This window comes from Bradyrhizobium sp. S3.12.5 (genome assembly GCF_040548225.1).
GTDB classification, from domain to species: domain Bacteria; phylum Pseudomonadota; class Alphaproteobacteria; order Rhizobiales; family Xanthobacteraceae; genus Bradyrhizobium; species Bradyrhizobium cytisi.
Genome location: NZ_JBEPRF010000060.1, coordinates 1 through 2,241 on the forward strand (window position 1 = coordinate 1; position 2,241 = coordinate 2,241).

Below are 2,241 nucleotides of genomic sequence, written 5' to 3' on the forward strand. Positions count from 1 at the left end.
CCGTCTTCGAGGAAGCGGGTCAGCCCTTGCCAGTGATTGAGCGCGTAGCGGATGTCCTCGGCGAGCGTCGAACCGCTGGAGATCATCGACAGCTGCTTCTCGAACCAAGGCTTTAACGCGGCGACCATGGGCAGCGAATGCTCCTTGCGCGCGGCCAGCCGGATGTCCGGCGATGAGCCGCGTACCATGGCTTCGATGGCGTAAAGCTGTGCGATGTGCCGAACGGCGGCCTCGGCAATCGGCGATTTGCTGTTACGGGCCAATTTGACGAAGCGCCGGCGCAAATGGCTCCAGCAATGCACGAGTGTCCATGGCCCCTGCGGTCGAACGACTTCGGTCAGCCGGTCATAACCGTCATAGGCATCGCATTGCAGGAAGCGTCCGCCAAAGCCATCCAGGAACTGCTCCGCGAAGGCGCCGCTGCGACCGGGGGCATATCGGAACAGCACGATCGGCGGACTTGGGCCGCTGTGGCCGCGGTCGTCGGAGACGATCGCCCAGAAGTAGCCTTTTTTGGTTTGGCCACGCCCGGGATCGAGCACCGGCGCCGTGGTTTCATCCATGAACAGACGATCCGCCATGGCCAGGCGGCGGCGCATGTGGTCCGCGATCGGCTGAAGATGGAAGCAGGCGCGGCCGGACCAGTTGCCCAGTGTCGCCCGATCAAGTCGGATCCCCTGGCGCGCATAGATCTCGGCCTGACGGTAAAACGGCGTATGGTCGCCGAACTTGGAGACGATCACGTGCGCAATCGCCGCTTCGGTCGGCAGTCCACTGGGCACGACGTGCTCCGGCGCGTGGGCCTGCACGACGGGGCCCGAGCAGCGGCGGCAGATGTATTTCGGGCGGCGCGTGACCAACACCCGCCATTGCGCCGGGATCACGTCGAGGCGTTTGCTGACGTCCTCGCCGATCTTCGTCATGGCACCGCAACCGCACGGACACAGCGTGCTCGCAGGCTCGATGATCCGTTCCACCTGCGGCAAATGGGCAGGCAAGCAGCCGCGATTGCGATGAGAACCTTCCGGCACGCTCCGCGATCGACCCTGGATCACAGCCTCGGCTCTCTCCTGCGCCGCGTCCAGGATGCCTTGCGCGATCTCCACGTCTTCCAGCGGCAAGTGATACTGATCTGGCCGAAGCTTCTCGGACTTCGCGCCGAACTTCTCGCGTCGCAATTCCCCGAGAATGACCTCGAGCCGACGCCGCGCTTCCTCCGATACTGCCAGCGCCCCCTGATGCTCGCTCAAGGCCGCCTGCGTTTGCGCCAAAAGCGCCTTCAGGCGTTCGTTTTCGTTGCGCAGCGCCGCAATGCTCATGCGCTATTTCGAGCACATCGTCACGGCGCGTGCCACGTTCAAAATAGCTCCCGAGTCAATCTGCCGCAGTTATCCAGCCGCCTGGGGACGCCGCGCTTCTTCCGGGCGGACTAACCTCCAATCCAGCCCTTCGAACAGGGCTGCGAACATCGCTGGCGATATGCGCATCACGCCGTCTGCGATCGTTGGCCAAACGAACTTGCAGCCTTCGAGGCGCTTGTGAATTAACACCAGGCCCGTTCGATCCCAGACCAAAATCTTGATCCGGTCCGCTCGTTTCGATCGGAACACGAAAGCTGCGCCGCTGAACGGGTCGAGACGAAGCATCTCCTGCACCTTCGCCGCAAGCCCATCGTGGCCACAGCGGAAGTCGATGGGCCGCGTCGCGATGTAAATCTTCAGATCGGCACCGGCCGCGATCATCGTGACGCTCGCATCGCGCGGATCACACGGGACAGCTGCTCGCCATCTATGGCGGGGTCCGTCCGCAGCACGACATCGCCGATCGCGATCTCAAGCTTGATCGCCGGAACCTGACGCTCCTCCAACGCACCTTCCACGACTAGCGGCGCGAATGCCGACTGCGATGCCTCGCGCGGCGGCAACATGCCTCGCCGTCGAAACCGCCGCCGCCAATCGTAAATCTGCCAGCGCGTCGCTCCGTGCTTGCGCGCCACCTCGGACACCTGGGCACCCGGTAGTAGACTCTCGGCCACGATCCGAGCTCTCTCGGCCTCCGAACGCACGCGGCGTCCCGACGGTCCTTCAAGCACCTCCAGCCGGCTCACCCGCCCTCCCGATGAGCCGTCCAAATGGACGTCCTTTTTGCTGTCCAATCCCATCCCAAACCTCCGTCCAAGCCGGAGGCTTCTTCGCACGTTCATTCGGATTCTGAAGCAAGGGTATCGGCTTCGCGCTTACG

The 2,241-nt window shown here is 63.6% G+C and carries 3 protein-coding genes; all 3 read right to left on the bottom strand.

The features are described from left to right. Window positions 1-1,319, bottom strand: a 1,319-nt coding sequence (gene tnpC / locus ABIC09_RS37350; protein WP_354112427.1) for an IS66 family transposase, incomplete at its 3' end; no start/stop codon positions are given. Between the two features lie 69 nt (window positions 1,320-1,388). Beyond that, window positions 1,389-1,742, bottom strand: a complete 354-nt coding sequence (gene tnpB, locus ABIC09_RS37355; protein ID WP_354112428.1) for an IS66 family insertion sequence element accessory protein TnpB — start codon at window positions 1,740-1,742, stop codon at window positions 1,389-1,391. Beyond that, a complete protein-coding gene (gene tnpA, locus ABIC09_RS37360; protein WP_354112429.1) occupies window positions 1,739-2,161 on the bottom strand; it encodes an IS66-like element accessory protein TnpA in 423 nt (140 codons plus the stop codon). Before tnpA ends, tnpB begins: the two co-directional genes overlap by 4 nt. Window positions 2,162-2,241 lie beyond the last annotated feature (80 nt).